Below are 14,881 nucleotides of genomic sequence, written 5' to 3' on the forward strand. Positions count from 1 at the left end.
AATATTCTATCTAGGTCCGAGAACCCGGCTTGGGGGTTTTCCGGATATTGATAATGTCCTGCTGCAAACGGTCGCGCTCAGCCAGAATTCGCTTCCGCCGCTGCCAGCGATCCCACGTCCACCATCGGAGCTTCTGCGCAAAGGTCACGGTCGGAGGCGCAGCACTCCCGCCGGGCGCATGCTGAAAGTCATAGCCCTGGTGGCGCTCGCGATTGGCGAAGAAACGCGTGTAGAGATGATCGTACAATCCATTACCGGATCCACCTGCAGCCACAGAGACTCCTTTCTACAGCAACCACGCCAACTGCGCAGGGTCCGTGACCGGCGTCGAACAGGTCGAGCGCCGACAGACATACGCGGTCGGCTGACCGTTCACACTCGTCTTCCCCGCAGCCATGGGCAGTTCACATTCCCTGCCGCCGCAGGACTCGTCGATCACCAGAAGCACCTTGTTCGGCACATACCGCTGATGCACCGTGGCCAGCAACGACTCCGTCACAGGATGGCCGCGCTCCCCCACTATCACGACCTCTTGCGGCCGCGACAGGTACAAATCCAAGCCACAGAGCAACGCCGAGGCCCCGTACGCGTTCTGATCCATCAGCTTGCGAAACACGCGCAACGTCTGCTCCGCCCGCTCATCATACAATCGCACACCCGTCAAAGAGAAGAGCCTGATCAGCAGCTGCACAGCCACGGCATTACCCGAGGGCATGGCACTGTCCGTGCCCGTCTTCATCCGGTGAATGAGGGGCTCATGATCCTTGGCCGTAAAGAACAATCCGCCGACCGCATCGTCCCAGAACTGCGCCAGCATCCGGTCCGTCACAACCTGGGCCTGCTCCAGATACCAGCCGTGCGAGGTCGTCTCGAAGGCATCGAGCAGCGCCGCGGCCAGGTACGCATGGTCGTCGAGATAGCCGGCGATCCGTCCGCTCCCGCCGGTCACCGTGCGGAACACCCGCCCATCGGCAACGGCATAGTCGATCAGGAAGGTCAACGCCTGCTCGGCAGACGACAGATACCACGGCGTGCCGAACGTCCGGTAGGCGTCGAGCAAGGCCGACACCGCCAGCGCATTCCAACTCGTGAGGATATTCTCGTCGCGCTGCGGCTTGACCCGTTGCTCGCGGGCTGCCAGAAGCTTTTTCCTCGCCGGACGGAACAGCGCCTCAAACCCTTCATAGTCGTCTCCGGACAGCGGGGGGCCGCCCAAACGATTCAAGACCGTCTTGCCTTCGAAATTGCCGCCTTCCGTCACGCCATAGGCCTGGCAAAACGCCTGGCCAAGGTCCTGCCCGAGCACAGCCAGGATCTCGCCGGGGTCCCACAGGAAAAACCGCCCTTCTTCGCCTTCACTGTCCGCATCCTGCGCCGCGAACAGGGCCCCGTCAGGATGCGTCAGTTCACGGCGCACATAGTCGAGCGTCTCTTCCACGACCTGACGAAATCCCGGATCTTTGGTGAGGCGCCAGCCATCGAGGTAGATCCGCACCAATTGCGCATTGTCATAGAGCATCTTCTCGAAATGCGGGATGAGCCATTGCCCGTCGACCGAATAGCGGTGGAACCCGCCGCCGAGATGGTCGTAGATCCCCCCGGCCGCCATCGTCCGCAGTTGATGCAGCACCTTCTCCTGATGGCCGGCCTCTTTCGTCCGATAGGTTTGCCGCAATAGCAGACTGAGCGGCGGCACCGTGGGGAATTTGGGCCCTTCCCCGAACCCGCCGTGCACAGTATCGAAAAACATTCCCAGATCCTTCACCCCGTCATCCAACAAGACATCCGATAGCGGTTCAGAGGACGGCTGATGCGAACTGACCCGGACCAGTCCGGCCTTCACCCGCTCGACGTTCTTGGCCACATCTTCACGATGGTTCCGATAGGCTTCCACCACACCGAGCAGCACTTGCGGAAATCCCGGCAGATTGTGACGCGGCACCGGAGGGAAATAGGTTCCGCCATAAAATGGCTCCTGGTCCGGCGTGAGAAACATCGTCAACGGCCATCCGCCGCCTCGTCCGAGAAACACCTGCGCAGCCTTCTGGTAGAGATCGTCCAGATCCGGACGCTCCTCACGATCCACTTTGACATTGATGAAGTGCTCGTTCATCAGCGCGGCGATCTCGCGACTCTCAAAACATTCGTGCGACATCACATGACACCAGTGGCAGGCCGAATAACCGATCGACAGCAAGATAGGCTTATTCTCCGCCCTGGCCTTTGACAGCGCCTCCGTCCCCCAGGGATACCATTCCACGGGGTTCAATGCGTGTTGCCTCAGGTAGGGACTGGATTCCGTGATGAGACGGTTGGGAAACGAATCGGTCTGCGTCATCGTCGTTACGTACAATCCTTCCGCTGCAAATAGTACCTAGCCCAAACCTGCTCTGCAACCCGCCTTCCCCCCTGTGTTATCATCGCAACCAGCGTCTCACATTCAGACGGATATCGACATGCATCGTGTCTCAACCATTGTAATTTTCTGGATCTACCGTATCGTCCTCTGCGCCACCGCCGGGCTCCTTCTTCACACGGAACCCGCGCACGCACAAGCATCCGACGCTGCTATTCAGACGGCCATCGAGTCTCTGTCTCCGGAACGGATGCTCGCGGATATTCGTACCCTCAGTGCCCCTTCGTTCAATGGGCGACAAGCCGGGACAGCCGATGATCTGCGATCGGCCCAATGGCTCGCGCAGGAGATGACGGCGGCGGGGGTACGCCTACCGCTCATTCCCAACGGCCCTCTGATGTTCCCCGCCGGCACAACAGAGGAAGTACCTCCAGGCGTCATGGCCTCAATGGTTTCCACACCCTTGATCGCCCCTAACCCGGCGCTTCACACGGGAACAGCGGATCAGTTTGCCGCCGCACAGTTGGGAACCGATTATCTCCCTGTCTTTGATTCGCCGACCGCTGATGTCCAGGGACCCGTCGTCTTCGTGGGCTACGGCATCGTCGATGCCGCCCAGGGGATCGACGACTACGCCGGGATCGATGTGACCAACAGCGTCGTGCTCTTCCTGCGCGGCAAGCCGGCTCATTACCAGCGTCCCGTCAGCCATGCCGACAAAGTGCGCTTTGCGCGCGACCGCGGAGCCCTGGCCTATCTGACTGCGACAGGACCGATTCTCCATCCCTACGAAACCCGGCGCGGAATCACGGGCAGGCCCAGTGCTTTTTACGGACAACTGCCCCCTGGCCGGGCCATCCCCGGCGCCTGGATCAGCACCGCCCTCGCGGAGCGCATCCTCAGCGGACCGAACGGGACAAGCCCTGACCGCCTTCGCATACTCCAGGAGCAACTCAATACCACCCCTGCGACAGGGTCGAATCACACCGATCGCTATGCCGGGCTTCACTGGAAGAGCACGACCCAGGAAGGCCTGCTGACAAACGTGGTGGGGCTGATTCCCGGAACAGGACCGGACACCATCATCATCGGGGCCCATCGGGATCACTTCGGACGACCGGCGGGACTCCTCTTCCCCGGCGCAGATGACAATGCCTCGGGCACCGCTGTCATGCTGGAAGTGGCTCGCGCCCTGGTCAAGACCGGGTTGCGTCCGCAACGCACCATTCTATTCGTGTCCTTTAGCGGTGAAGAAGAAGATTTGCTGGGATCTCGCCTGTACACGTCCCGACCCATCGTCCCGCTCGACTCAACCAAGGCGATGATCAATATCGACCACGCGGGCATCGGAACTGGACGGCTGACCGTCGGGGTGACGGGACTCGACAAGCGCGTGGCACAGCAGGCGGGAGAGACTGCAGACCTTGGATCACAACTCGATGTCTTCGGATTCTTTCCCGGAGGCGATCACGTGCCGTTCAAAGAATCGGGCGTCCCGACTATCACGGTGGTCAGCGGCGGGATTCATCCCCACTACCACCAGCCCACCGACACCCCCGAAACGATCAATCCGGATATTCTCCGGATCGTGGCCCGGTACGTGCTCACCCTCGCATGGCAACTCGCCACCTTCCCCTAGCCAGAGATGGCGGCAGGGGCACGTCTTCTGACCAGCAGCTTAAAACGGGATGTCGTCGAGGATCGTGGATTGGATGGAGGGAAGCGGAGCAGTCTGACGCGGCGGACCGGGCAAAACCACTGAGGTTCCGCTTTGGACAGCGCCCTGGATGAGGCCGATGGAAAGCTGCGGCCCGAAGGTCATCACCGCGCCGCTCCAAGCTTGGCCGGTCGTCGGATTTCTGAAGCTGTAGGTTTCGAGATTGCCGCCGGGCGTATAAATATACCCCTGTGTCCCCTGCCCATCGAGGTAGAGATTGCCCGGACCGGTCAGATTGAAGAGCGGACCCACGCCGCCGTCAAACGAGCGGACACCGGACACACTTTGAGCGAGCGCGACGGACGATCCGCCGATCATGATGCTGACACACAATAGACTGCCGAGACAGGCACTCGCGGTGATCACTCGACCTCTACGCCCTCGCTGTCTAACGACTTGATTCATGACAAGCTCCCCGCGCCCAGTATAATATGAGCCGTTCGACGCTGGCGATCAAGGAGGATCTATGCGCATCCACTATCCTATCCTCCCCTCATGGGGAGGTTGCCTGACCTTAGCCGTTCTGCTACTGGTCTCCACCCCCTGCTGGAGTCAGACCCCATCAAACCCCGCCCCGTCGGGAGAGCGACATCAGACCATCTCCCTGGCTGAGGCCGCCGTCCGTGCGCTGCAAAGCAACCTCGACATTTCCATCAGCCGCCAGACAAAAGAAAGCCGTTTGTTCGATATCACCGTCGAGCAGGCCAAGTTCGACCCGACGTTGAGCGTCAACGGCCAGTACAATCGCACCGTGAATCCCTTGAATCGACCCGTGTTCGGAGGAACCATTCCCAACCTGACGGACATCCAGATTTTCGATCAGCGCAACACCTCCGTCACCGTCGATGCGACACAAAACCTCATCACCGGCGGTAACATCGACTTGAATTATAGCCCCGCCCGGTCAAACGTGAATCCGGACGTGGCGCGGGGATTTTTGTATAATCCGGCCTATACCGGAGGCCTGGCGCTCACCATCACGCAGCCGTTGCTCCGGAACGCCGGTATCGACGTGACCAAGACCTTCATCAAAGTGGCCCAGAACAATGCCGACGTGGAGCAGCACGTGTTCCGCGATCGCGTGCTCACCGTGTTAGCGACTGTCGAGCAGACGTACTGGGAAGTCGTGTTTGCAAACGAGAACTTGCAAGTGGCGCAGGCCGCCCTCAAAGCGGCCGAAGAATTGCTGGCCACCAATCGGGCCAAGGCCAAAGCCGGCGTCATGTCCATTGTCGATGTCCTGCAAGCCGAAGCCGCCGTCGCCTCGCGTGTCGAGCAGGTGCTGGTGGCGGAGAAATCCATCCGCGACCAGGAAGATCAGCTGCGCCGCCTTCTGAACCCTGGGGAGGAGGACCTCCGGCAAGACATGCGGCTCACCCCCACCGATGCTCCCGTCACCGTCCTGGAGCCCCTGAGCCTCCAGGAGGCCATCGACATCGCCATCGAGCAACGCCCCGAAATCGTGCAGGCGAAGAAAAACGTCGAGTCGGGCGAGCTCAACAAGCAATTCGCCAAGAATCAATTACTCCCGACATTGTCGTTTCAGGGAACCATGGGGCTGGCAGGACTAGGGGGAGACTACCCCCAGTCGGTCCAACGGAACCTGAGCGGCGATTACTATAACTACGGCGCCGGTCTTGTCCTCAGTTATCCGCTCGGCAACCGCTCCGCCGTCAGCACGTACAATAAGCGTCAGCTCGAATCCCGCAATGCCGAAACCACGCTCGCCAGCGTCCGCCAGCAAATCATCATCGGCGTGCGCGAAGCCGTCCGCCGCGTGCAAACTGATTTCAAGCGCATCGAAACCACCCGCTCAGCCAGAATCATGGCCGAAAAACAATTGCAGGCCGAGCAAGAGCGCTTGAAAGTGGGCTTGAGCACCACCCGCTTCGTGCTCGACTTCCAGCGCGACCTCGCCACCGCGCAAGGCAACGAACTGCGCGCGACCGTCGATTACAACAAGTCGCTGTCAAACCTGGCGCGCCATAAAGCCACGACGCTGGACCGCTACAATCTCCAAGTGCAGTAGCCGCCCGCCATGGCGCAGGGGCCGGCTCATCTCAGTTCACCTCAGGTCCCGGAACGGGGAGCAGCCTTGGCGCTGCTCCCCATCGCCGCAACCCTCGCCTACTACGTGCTCCCCGCTTCGCTCCAAGCGCAGACGCCGGCGCAGTTCGCGCCGCAACTCCTCGCGTACCTTGCATTGACCCTATGGGCGGCACAGAATCATCCGGCTATTTCGCGTCTGGGACTAGACACGGCCGGACTCCGCAATGGCCTGCGGTGGGGCCTCCTCGTCGGAATCATGCTCGGAGCGAGCAATGCCCTCGTCATCCTGAAAATCGTTCCCGCGCTGGGTTATGACCTCACCTTCCTGCAAGACACGCCCCACGCGCACATCCCGCTCGCGATCATGATGCCCTGGTTCATCTGCGGGATCGCCCTCTTCGTCGAAGTGAACTTCCGGGGATTTGTTCTGGGCCGGCTCGCAATGCTTGAGTCCCGCGTTTGGAAATCCGGCCTCGCCGCATGCCCCTCGCCTCTCGCGCTCATCGTCAGCGCCCTGGTATTTGCATTTGACCCCTTCATGGTGAATACTTTCCGCCATCTCCACTGGATTGCCCTGTGGGACGGCATGATCTGGGGGATGATCTGGCTGCGCACGCGTAATCTGTACAGCACCATCGTCGCGCATGCCGTCGAAGTCATCGTGCTGTACCTGGCGGTCCGGACAGCTCTGAGTTAAGCAACCCTAGATCGGCAGCGCACCGATGAACCCGTCCTTTTCCAGCTATCTCGTCAATGACGTCTTCGGCGACCCCGGCGTCTATGTGGAAATCCGCTGGTCCAAGCGGGCTCTGCTCTTCGACCTCGGGCACAACGACGGATTGGGGCCGACCAGGCTGCTGAGGGCCAGCGAGATCTTCGTGTCCCACACGCACATGGACCACTTCATCGGATTCGACGCCGTGCTGCGTGTCGCCCTGGGACGAGGCAAGACCCTTCGCCTGTTCGGCCCGCCGGGGCTGATCGACAATGTGCAGGGGAAGCTGCGCGGCTACACCTGGAATCTCGTCGATGGGTATCCCCTCACCATCGAAGTCCGGGAGTTTCATCAGCAGGAAACCAGACAGGCCTGCTTTCACGCCAACACCGGCTTCCAATTATCCGAACAACCGGCCCGTCCGCCTGCGCAGCAATCCCACGGTCAGCTCTTCACGGTGCTGGAAGATCCCATGTTCACCGTGAAGGCCGTGGCTCTGAATCATCGCATCCCCTCGTTGGCCTACTCCCTGGAGGAGCAGTTTCACATTAACGTCAATAAGCAAAAGCTGCATGAGGCAGGCCTGCCGGTCGGCGCGTGGCTCAAAGACGTCAAGCAATACATCTGGCAGGGCCAACCGGACGACTTCCGCTTCACGGCCACGATCTACGACGAACATCGCCGCGACGTGCGCGAGTTTGTGTTGGGAGAGGTGAGGGAGCGGTTTCTGACCATCTCACGGGGGCAAAAGATCGCGTACGTGGTCGACGCCCGCTACGATGCAGAGAACGAAGAAAAGATCGTCGCCCTCGCCAATGGGGCAGACGTATTCTATTGTGAGTCGCCCTACCTGGATGTTGATGCCGAAAAAGCCCGCAACCGCTATCACCTCACCGCCGGGCAAGCGGGCCTCATGGCGCGCAAAGCGCAGGTACGCGACCTCGTAGTATTTCATTTCTCGCCGCGGTATACAGGGCAGGGTGAGGCCCTGGAGCGGGAGGCGATGGACGCATTTCAAGGAACCTGAGGAGGACGTGACGTGAATGACTTCGTGAAGTATGCCCTGTATTTTCTGCTGGGAGGGACGATCGTGAGCGTCTCGACCTATCTCGGCTCTCAGGGCAAATCGTTTCTTGCCGCCTTTGCCAGCACCTTTCCCGCGATCACCGGCGCCACGTTCGTGCTGATCTATCTGAACGGCGGCAACGACGCCATCGTCGGCTACGCAAAAAATCTCTTGTGGTTCGTGCCGCCCTGGATGGTCTATGTCGTGTCTATGATCGTCGGCATCCCGCGCTTCGGCTTCTGGCCGGCCATGATCGGCTCGCTGACGCTCTATATGGGCTGCGTAGGCGCCTTGAAATTGTGGCTTCGCTAAGTTGGCCGTGCCTGAGAGCACGTCGTCAGGCCGCGCCGCTGCAATGCAGCCGGTTGATTTCACCGAGCGCCGACACCATCTGATCGAGCGCCGAAGTCACTGAGCGGCTGGCGGTTTGGGAAGGCCCGTTGGCCCCAATCCAGATGTCGGGCGGGTTGGCGATCTCGCACACGTTCTGACAAAAGCGTGAGATGGTCTGCTTCCAATGGTAGGCGCCCGGCGCCTCATCAAGAAAATGGGCCCGGTCGTTGGAGAACGGTCCCTCGAATTGGCCCGCCCGCAGCTGCCACATCTGCTCCATGGCGCGTTGCCGCTCGGGGGTCATCTCCAACCCTTTCGCCTGCTCGTTGAGCGCCGCGACAAATCCCCCGACGATGTGATCGACCTGCGACTCAGGGAAGACGCCGACGCAGGCCTGCATGAGCAAATACTTGTGGAAGAGAAACACTTCGGCGCTGATGCGCGCATCGTTCGCGGAGGGATCGTAGGCCCGGGCAAGCTCACGGAGAGCCTCGGCTGAGGCCCCTTCTAACGCGGAACCCAAGAGCCGCGCGATCTGACGGCCCAGACTGAGATATTCCGTATTCGACAGGAGTGTCATGGGACGCCTGTTATTCGATGACCACAGCCGTGCCGCTGGCACTCACCATGAGCATGCTGCTGCTGGCGCCGATAGTTTCATAGTCGATGTCGATCCCGACAATCGCGTTTGCGCCCAGATGCCTGGCCTGCTCGCGCATCTCCCCCAACGCAATGTCCTTGGCCTTGCGGAGCTCCGCTTCATAGGCGGCCGAACGGCCGCCCACGATGTCCCGAATCGAGGCGAACAAGTCACGAAAGATGTTGGCTCCGAGAATGGCATCGCCGCTGATGAGCCCCAAGTACTTGACCGCCTTTTTGCCTTCGATCGTCGGTGTCGTGGAGAGAGTCATACCGCCTCCTTTGTGGATAGGCCATCCTCTCATCTCCGGAATTATTCGCCAAGTATTTCCCCAATCCCCGTTGAAGCCTACGGTATCGACTGATAGGATCGCGCCTTTGCATTCCCGGAGCGCGCATCGTGGACTCCACCCCTCTGCCCCCCGCTCGCATCACCGACCTCGTCGTCGAGGGGGCGCGCCAGAATAACCTCAAGAACATCTCCCTCCGCATCCCGCACAACCGGGTCACGGCGATCACCGGTGTGTCAGGATCGGGCAAGTCGTCGCTCGCCTTCGACACGCTCTTCGCGGAAGGCCAGTGGCGCTATGTCGAGTCCCTCTCCACCTACGCCCGGATGTTTCTGGAGAAGGTGGCGAGGCCGGATGTGGATCGCATTCTCAATGTGCGCCCGGCGATTGCCATCGAGCAGAAGAACCAGGTCCGCACCGCCCGCTCGACCGTCGGAACCACCACGGAAATCGCCGATCTTCTGCGCCTGCTCTTCGCGAAAATCGGCCGGCCGGTCTGCCCGGACTGTCACGTCGAAGCCCGCAGCTTTCAGCCGCAGAGCGTCGCGCAGGATCTCCTGGAGCGCTATCCCGATGCCCGTGCCATGGTCCTCTTTCCCGTCGCCTCTCCGGCGGCCAAGCAGGAACAGCCGTTCCTGCAATCCCTGCTCACGAGAGGCTTCTCCCGCATCAAGGCCGGGGACGACATCCTGGAGCTGCATGAGACCATCAAGCCCGCCGCACTTAAAGCCCGGGCACTCCACGTGGTGCTCGACCGCCTGGTGATCCGCGAGGACAACCGCACCAGGCTCGTCGAAGCCATCGAGACGGCGTTTCGCGAAGGCGACGGCCGCTGCAGCATCGACATCATCGGCCAGGGCACGAGACCCTACAGCACCCACTTCCTCTGTCAACAATGCGGACGCACGTTCGAGCCGCTCCGGCCCATCCTCTTTTCCTTCAACCACCCGCTCGGCGCCTGTCCTGAATGCAAAGGCTTCGGCAACGTGTTGCGCTATGACCCCGAGCTGGTGATTCCAGACCAGTCCAAGTCGCTCGCCGAAGGCGCCATCGAGCCCTGGAGCAAACCCAGCGCCGAGTGGTGGCAGAAACAGCTGCTCCTGGCGGCGAAGCGACAGGGCATCGACATCACCGCTCCATTCAGAAGTCTGTCGAAGAAAACGCAGCAACTGCTCTGGGAAGGAGACCAGTCGTTCGAGGGCATCAATGACTTCTTCGAATACCTGGAAGGCAAACGGTACAAGCTCCATGTGCGTGTCCTCTTGAGCCGCTACCGCACGCCCATCCCCTGCCCAAGCTGCCAAGGCAGCCGCCTAAAGCCGGAGGCCCGGCATGTGAAGATCGTTGGGCAGGACATCCACGAAGTCTCAGACCTGACAGTGGAGGCAGCGGCACGCTGGATCGATACCCTGACGCTCAGCTCCTTTGAGCGCGATATCGCGGCCGATATTCTGCGCATGCTGACAGCCAAGCTGGGGTTTCTGCTCCGCGTCGGCCTCGGCTATCTCACGCTGTCGCGGCAGACGAAAACCCTCTCCGGCGGCGAAGCCCAGCGCGCCTCGCTCGCCAATCAACTTGGCGCCCGCCTGGTCGGCACCCTCTACGTCCTCGACGAGCCCACGATCGGCCTGCATGCGAGAGACACCGATCTGCTGGCCGGCATCCTTAACGATCTCGCCGCCGTGGGCAACACGGTCGTCGTCGTCGAGCACGATCGCCGGATGATCGAATCGGCCGACCACATCGTGGAACTGGGCCCCGGCTCAGGTGAGAAAGGCGGCGAGATCGTCTGCGCCGCACCGCGGAAGGAATTTCTCCAGGACCGCCGTTCCCTCACCGCCCGCTATCTGCGTGGTGAAGAGTCCATCCCGCTGCCAAAGTCGCGCCGCTCCGGAACCGGAAAGGTGCTCGTGGTGGCCGGAGCGAACGAACACAACCTGAAAGACCTTGTCGTGCGCCTTCCGCTCGGCATGTTCATCTGCGTCACCGGCGTATCGGGATCAGGCAAGAGCACGCTGGTGGAAGACACGCTCTATCGCGCCATCGCTCGCGCATTCCGTATCGAATCCCTACCCTTAGGCCGCTTCAAAGCCATCAAGGGATTGGAGCACCTCAAGGGCGTCCGGCTCATCAATCAGCAGCCGATCGGGCGCACGCCGAGATCGAACCCCATCACCTACCTGAAAGCCTTCGACGAGATCCGCCAACTGTTCGCGTCGGAACGCACCGCGCTCCGTCAAGGCCTGACCTCCGGCCATTTCTCCTTCAACGCCGCCGGCGGGCGTTGCGAGCGATGCGAAGGAGCCGGCGTCGAAAAGCTGGAGATGTATTTCTTCGAAGACATGTACGTCCCCTGCGAAGTCTGCGAGGGGAAGCGATTCAAACCCGAAGTGCTGGCCATTCGCTACCAAGGAAAGTCGATTGCCGACGTGCTGGCGATGACCGTCGATGAAGCCTTTGCATTCTTTTCCGGCACACCTAAACTCTCCGAGAAGCTGCATCTCCTTTCTTCAATCGGACTGGGCTATCTGCGCCTCGGACAATCCGCCACGACCCTGTCAGGCGGCGAAGCCCAACGGCTGAAAGTTGCGGCGGAGCTGAAGGACGGGACGGCGAAGGATCTGCTCTACATCATGGATGAGCCGACCACCGGCTTGCACTTCGACGACATCAAGAAACTCCTCGCCGTCCTGCACAAGCTGGTCAATGCCGGCAACACCCTCATCGTCGTCGAACACAACCTCGACGTGATCAAAACAGCAGACTGGATTATCGATCTCGGTCCCGAAGGAGGAGAAGCAGGCGGTCAAATTGTGGCGGAGGGCAGGCCGGAACAGGTGGCGAAGGTGGCGGGATCTCATACAGGACGATTTCTCGCAAAGCTATTCTCGTAAGGCTACAACCCCGGTCTCAGTTCCGCCACGATGCCGAGTTCTAGCGGGGAGCCAATGCGTCGGATGTCGAGCTTCAAGGCCTGGCCTGCTTCGACCTGGCAGAGCCGCTTGGCTTCGCGTTCGGATTTGACTCCTGCCAGTGCAGACCCGTTGCAGCCTACGACCTGATCCCCGACATGCAGTCCGGCCCTTTCAGCCGGGAGACCGCTCCGTAACTCGCGCACCAGGTAGTAGCGTGCCCCCGCAGTCTCCTGTAATTCCCAGTTCACGCCGATGCGACCGGAGCCCAAGAGGCCGGTCTGCGAGCCGAAGCGGGCGAGAATGCGATGGACGATGATGCGGGCCGAACTCTCCGGATCGTCGGTCGTCGGATCGGTCAGGTGGCCTTCGCCGTTAAAGAGGAGCTGGCCGGTTTCCACATCGATCATGCGCATGGAGAGCGCCACGCTATTGCTCCGGGCTTCGACCTGCTGCTCCCATTGCTGCACCCCGCCCACGATGATGGCCTGCGCGCCAACCAGTTTGCCGACTTTCAAGACGTTGGCATCGTCGGCATGGGTCAGTTGAATCACCTGCTCTTTCAGCACTTCGTCGAGCTTCGCCCGCTCCACCATCTGCATATCGAGGTCCAGCAACAAGGTCGTCATAATCCCGGCTACCCGCGCCCCCGATCCCTGCGCCCCCGGCGCATCCTCAAATAGCATGACCGCCATCGTGCGGTAGCGATCGATCGTCTCGCGGCCGATCGGGCCCAACCCCGTTACCACCGGCTCGGGCCTGCCCGGAAGAGCCCCCGGACGGCCGTGTGGCACGCCGGCCACTTCACAGGACCGCCGCCGCTGCAAGATGGCAATCGGTGGCCCCCAGGCACAGAGTTCCTCATTCACAAGCACGACATGCTGGGGATATTCGCGCTGCCGCTCCATGGCCACGTTGGTAAACGGGTAGATGACGCAGCCGCCGATCCAGACCGAAATCGGACAGAGGCCGAGTTCATAGAGCCATTGATGGCGCGCCGTCAGAGAATATTCCCACACCAGCATCCGCCCGTCGTCGCGCAGCACACGATCCGGACGGCCGATCTCATCGAGAATTTGCGTTTTGGTCATGGGAACGGCGAGCCGATCCAGCTTCGACTCAGATTTGTAGACGGTGTAGGCCACTCCGCAATGGGAGGACAACATCGAGGCGAGCAGAAGACTGATGAACGTCACAATCCGGCGAAGGTTCAGGCGGCCCGGGAAGAGGCGTCCCATGAGCAGAGCCTAACACCGCTAGACCAAGGCTTCAATGGAGTTATCCGAGGATCATGGCAAGGGGTGCGGGGTCAGAGGCTGGAGGAGGGAGTGAACGTGTTATCGAACCTCTCTCCTCGTACCTGGCTAATTACACGATGGATCGAACGGCATATCGGCGTAATGCCGGTAGGCATCGCCGAGAGTCAGCAGAATCTCCTGCCAGACGTGCGCCGGATCTTTTTCGAACACGATGTGGGAATCGGCCGGCAAGGTGATCCAGGAGCCGGTTTTCATTTCCGACTCCAGCTGGCCCGGCCCCCACCCTGAGTATCCGAGGTAGGCACGGAACGACTCTTTCGTCGGAGAACCGGTCAGGATGCGCTCGACCATCCCGATATCCCCGCCGAGACACACCCCATCGAAGACATGGTGGGAGTTCTCCGGGAGCTGATCCCCCCGATAGAGCAGCATGACCTGATTGGTCTGCACCGGCCCGCCGGCGTAGAGCACATGGCCCGCGCCTTCGATGATCGGCACCTGCGGCAGGGCTTCGGAGATGGACATGGCGGTGGGCCGGTTCACGACGACACCCAACGCCCCTTCGGCGCCGTGCTCGCAGAGCAAGACCACCGTCTGACGGAAATTGGGATCGCGCAAACTCGGAGCCGCGACCAGAAAGATTCCTTTGCCCAGTTCGACATTCATAGGCAGATCCTACCGTGCCCCCTGCCCTGGCGCAAGCCTCCACCTGAGGGGTATAGGGCGTCCGACGGCTCCCTGAATTATTATTGATGGTACAGATCCGGTCGCCGGTCGCGCAGGAGATCATTGTAGGGATTGAGGGTCTTGCTCCGCGCCTCGGCCGGATCGATATCCACAATCGCAAGCTCTTCGCCGTCCCGCGGCGCGCGACGCAGAATGACGCCGCGAGGGCTGACTACTTCGCTGTTGCCGATAAAGGTAAGCGGCTCCTTGCCGCCACGGGCCTCGGTGCCGATGCGGTTACTCGTAATGGCAAAGACACGATTTTCGAGGCACCGCACCGGCATGGAATCGGGACAGTTCGGCAAGACCAGATTCGACGGATGACAGATGATCTCGGCCCCCATCAACGCCAGCGTCCGCGCGGATTCCGGATAGTACCAATCGAAGCAGATCATCACGCCGATCCTGGCCTGGCCGATGTCCCACACCTGAAACCCGCTGTCGCCCGGGCTGAAACAGAGCGTCTCCTCGAAAAACAGATGGCTCTTGCGATAGCACCCCAGAAACCCGGAGGGCCCTACCACGACGGCCGAATTGTACACCTGCGACCCGGCCCGCTCCGGTAATCCGGCCACAATGTGCATCCGGCGGCGCTGAGCGAGTTCGACCAACATCCGCGTCGTGGGCCCGTCCGGCACCGGCTCAGACAGGCGCAGGGCCTCTTCCGCTGAGACGAACTGATACCCGGACGCGAACAGTTCCGGCAGCACCATCAAATCGGCGTCGGCCTGTTCAAGCCTGGCGCGAACCGCTTCCAGGTTCTTGGCCACCGTGCCGAACTCCGGCTCGTATTGATAGTATCCAATCCGCATGTAATTC

At 61.1% G+C, this 14,881-nt stretch carries 14 protein-coding genes; 6 read left to right on the top strand and 8 right to left on the bottom strand.

What is annotated here, in order from left to right:
• Positions 1–10 precede the first annotated feature (10 nt).
• Positions 11–274, bottom strand: a complete 264-nt coding sequence (locus ACO9S2_RS03380) for a hypothetical protein (protein ID WP_423720469.1) — start codon at positions 272–274, stop codon at positions 11–13.
• A 12-nt stretch (positions 275–286) separates the two neighbouring features.
• Positions 287–2,338, bottom strand: a complete 2,052-nt coding sequence (locus tag ACO9S2_RS03385; RefSeq protein WP_423720471.1) for a thioredoxin domain-containing protein — start codon at positions 2,336–2,338, stop codon at positions 287–289.
• Between the two features lie 118 nt (positions 2,339–2,456).
• Here ACO9S2_RS03385 and ACO9S2_RS03390 point away from each other — a divergent pair, with 118 nt between their 5' ends.
• The gene (locus tag ACO9S2_RS03390; protein WP_423720472.1) at positions 2,457–3,995 is read left to right on the top strand and encodes a M28 family peptidase; all 1,539 of its coding nucleotides are present in this window, start codon (positions 2,457–2,459) and stop codon (positions 3,993–3,995) included.
• Between the two features lie 39 nt (positions 3,996–4,034).
• Here the strand turns inward: ACO9S2_RS03390 and ACO9S2_RS03395 are convergent, their stop codons facing one another.
• On the bottom strand, positions 4,035–4,478 hold the full coding sequence (locus ACO9S2_RS03395; protein WP_423720474.1) for a hypothetical protein: 444 nt from the start codon (positions 4,476–4,478) through the stop codon (positions 4,035–4,037).
• A 61-nt stretch (positions 4,479–4,539) separates the two neighbouring features.
• Between ACO9S2_RS03395 and ACO9S2_RS03400 the strand changes: the two genes are divergently transcribed.
• From ACO9S2_RS03400 to ACO9S2_RS03415, 4 genes are all read left to right on the top strand, one after another.
• Positions 4,540–6,102: a TolC family protein gene (locus tag ACO9S2_RS03400; protein WP_423720475.1), complete on the top strand. Its 1,563-nt coding sequence runs from the start codon at positions 4,540–4,542 to the stop codon at positions 6,100–6,102.
• Positions 6,103–6,168: 66 nt separating this feature from the next.
• Positions 6,169–6,819: a type II CAAX prenyl endopeptidase Rce1 family protein gene (locus tag ACO9S2_RS03405; RefSeq protein ID WP_423720476.1), complete on the top strand. Its 651-nt coding sequence runs from the start codon at positions 6,169–6,171 to the stop codon at positions 6,817–6,819.
• A gap of 25 nt (positions 6,820–6,844) precedes the next feature.
• Positions 6,845–7,864 carry a ribonuclease Z gene (locus tag ACO9S2_RS03410; RefSeq protein ID WP_423720477.1) on the top strand — a complete coding sequence of 340 codons (1,020 nt, stop codon included), beginning with the start codon at positions 6,845–6,847 and terminating at the stop codon, positions 7,862–7,864.
• A 12-nt stretch (positions 7,865–7,876) separates the two neighbouring features.
• On the top strand, positions 7,877–8,215 hold the full coding sequence (locus ACO9S2_RS03415; protein WP_423720478.1) for a DUF3147 domain-containing protein: 339 nt from the start codon (positions 7,877–7,879) through the stop codon (positions 8,213–8,215).
• A gap of 25 nt (positions 8,216–8,240) precedes the next feature.
• Here ACO9S2_RS03415 and ACO9S2_RS03420 read toward each other — a convergent pair whose 3' ends face one another.
• Together ACO9S2_RS03420 and ACO9S2_RS03425 are read right to left on the bottom strand one after the other, a co-directional pair.
• Entirely contained in the window at positions 8,241–8,816 is a 576-nt protein-coding gene (locus ACO9S2_RS03420) for a hypothetical protein (RefSeq protein WP_423720480.1), read from the bottom strand.
• 10 nt (positions 8,817–8,826) lie between these two features.
• Complete coding sequence (locus ACO9S2_RS03425; protein ID WP_423720481.1) at positions 8,827–9,147, bottom strand: heavy metal-binding domain-containing protein; 321 nt, start codon at positions 9,145–9,147, stop codon at positions 8,827–8,829.
• A gap of 128 nt (positions 9,148–9,275) precedes the next feature.
• On the opposite strand from ACO9S2_RS03425, the gene uvrA reads away from it, so the two are divergent.
• Entirely contained in the window at positions 9,276–12,059 is a 2,784-nt protein-coding gene (gene uvrA / locus ACO9S2_RS03430) for an excinuclease ABC subunit UvrA (protein WP_423720487.1), read from the top strand.
• A 2-nt stretch (positions 12,060–12,061) separates the two neighbouring features.
• Here the strand turns inward: uvrA and ACO9S2_RS03435 are convergent, their stop codons facing one another.
• From ACO9S2_RS03435 to ACO9S2_RS03445, 3 genes are all read right to left on the bottom strand, one after another.
• Positions 12,062–13,315: a CsgG/HfaB family protein gene (locus tag ACO9S2_RS03435; RefSeq protein WP_423720492.1), complete on the bottom strand. Its 1,254-nt coding sequence runs from the start codon at positions 13,313–13,315 to the stop codon at positions 12,062–12,064.
• Positions 13,316–13,441: 126 nt separating this feature from the next.
• Positions 13,442–14,002 carry a YqgE/AlgH family protein gene (locus tag ACO9S2_RS03440; protein ID WP_423720493.1) on the bottom strand — a complete coding sequence of 187 codons (561 nt, stop codon included), beginning with the start codon at positions 14,000–14,002 and terminating at the stop codon, positions 13,442–13,444.
• An 80-nt stretch (positions 14,003–14,082) separates the two neighbouring features.
• Positions 14,083–14,874 (bottom strand): nitrilase-related carbon-nitrogen hydrolase, encoded by a 792-nt coding sequence (locus tag ACO9S2_RS03445; RefSeq protein ID WP_423720495.1) that lies wholly within the window; start codon positions 14,872–14,874, stop codon positions 14,083–14,085.
• Positions 14,875–14,881: the final 7 nt, after the last annotated feature.

This window comes from Nitrospira sp. NS4 (genome assembly GCF_049546785.1).
GTDB lineage: Bacteria > Nitrospirota > Nitrospiria > Nitrospirales > Nitrospiraceae > Nitrospira_D.